The sequence below is a fragment of the Larkinella harenae genome, from assembly GCF_054780515.1.
Genome location: NZ_BAAGWE010000033.1, coordinates 1 through 1,284, shown reverse-complemented (window position 1 = coordinate 1,284; position 1,284 = coordinate 1). Strand labels below are relative to the sequence as shown.

At 45.4% G+C, this 1,284-nt stretch carries 2 protein-coding genes; both read right to left on the bottom strand.

Annotated features, from left to right (window positions below; genetic code table 11):
- Positions 1-15: 15 nt before the first annotated feature.
- A complete protein-coding gene (locus tag ACYVH9_RS31590) occupies positions 16-906 on the bottom strand; it encodes an IS3 family transposase (protein ID WP_460640446.1) in 891 nt (296 codons plus the stop codon).
- Positions 906-1,217, bottom strand: coding sequence for a transposase (locus ACYVH9_RS31585; protein ID WP_460640445.1), 312 nt, complete (start codon positions 1,215-1,217; stop codon positions 906-908). The genes ACYVH9_RS31590 and ACYVH9_RS31585 overlap by 1 nt, the downstream gene beginning before the upstream one ends.
- Positions 1,218-1,284: the final 67 nt, after the last annotated feature.

Below are 1,284 nucleotides of genomic sequence, written 5' to 3'. Positions count from 1 at the left end.
TGTCTTAGCCCCTGATTAGTTGGACATATTTTCTAATAATGGTTGAGTCAGAGCTATTGTTATTTCCCACTTTTCCTGTGGGGTAATGAAGCCTAATGACCGGTGACGCCGATTATAGTTGTAATGATTAAAAAAACGTCTCAGCGTTTCCTTGGCTTCATAATAACTGTCAAATTCGTACCGTTGCACCACGATTTGGTCCAGTATGCTATGAAATGCCTCGATATAGGAGTTCTCCTCCGGAGTGGCCACATGCGTAAACTCCTGCTTTACCTCTGACGTCTTTAAAAACTGGCGAACGCGATTGGCAATAAATTGACTACCGTTGTCATTGCGGATGATGATCCCTTTTAGCTCATGCTCCCGGTTCACTTGGCGTACTAAATCGATCAAGTCCATCTGGCGGATACTGGATTGAAAGAGCCAGTCCAAAATTTTCCGAGTGTACACATCCATTACACTCAATAAGAAATAGTTACGTCGTTCACCTGCCACCCAGACATACTTAATATCCCAGCATAGATATTCCAATGGCCGAGTGGCTGTAATCCGTCGAAATTGAACAAACTCGCGTTTGCCAGCTGGCCGGAACACCTTCCCCATCAATAGGTTAGCTTCCTTCATAAGTCGGTAAACTTTTTTCTTATTGATCACATATTGCGTTTTTAACTCACGGGTAACATACTCGTACCCGTAAGCATTGAATTCGTCATCTAACCATTTCCAAATGTAATCCACTACCTCTTGGTTAGGTACCCAAGTACCATCCAGCCTCAAAGTTAACTGACTGGGCTTAGCTCCTGGTTTTCCGCGACGAGGCTGGTAATACGACACGCTTCGAGGCAAGTCAAGCCATTGGCAAAGTTGGATTCGAGGTACCTGAGGTTCGAATTGTTTCACCAGCATCAGCTTTTCCTCGGTCCGATAGGCGTTTTTTTTAGCAGTTCGCTCTTGACTTCTATCTCCAGCGCCTGTTTGGCAACGATACGTTTCAGCCGCTCATTTTCCTCTTCCAGGGCACGTACCTGCGGATCAACCCGGTGATAAGTATCTTTCAAGCCCTCCTTTCCTTTACTCAGATAGCGATTCCGCCATTTGCGCAGAAGAGAAGCAGATAAATTGTACTTGCGGCAAATCTCGGAATGACCGTCGCGCAAGGACTCTTGAACGATGGAGTAGCGGTCCTCCGGGGTGAATGTTCGTCGTGTTTTGCTCATTGTTCCTGAAGTTAAAGGGACTTAATTGTTTTTACAATTTTGTCCAACTCTTCGGGGGGCTAAGACA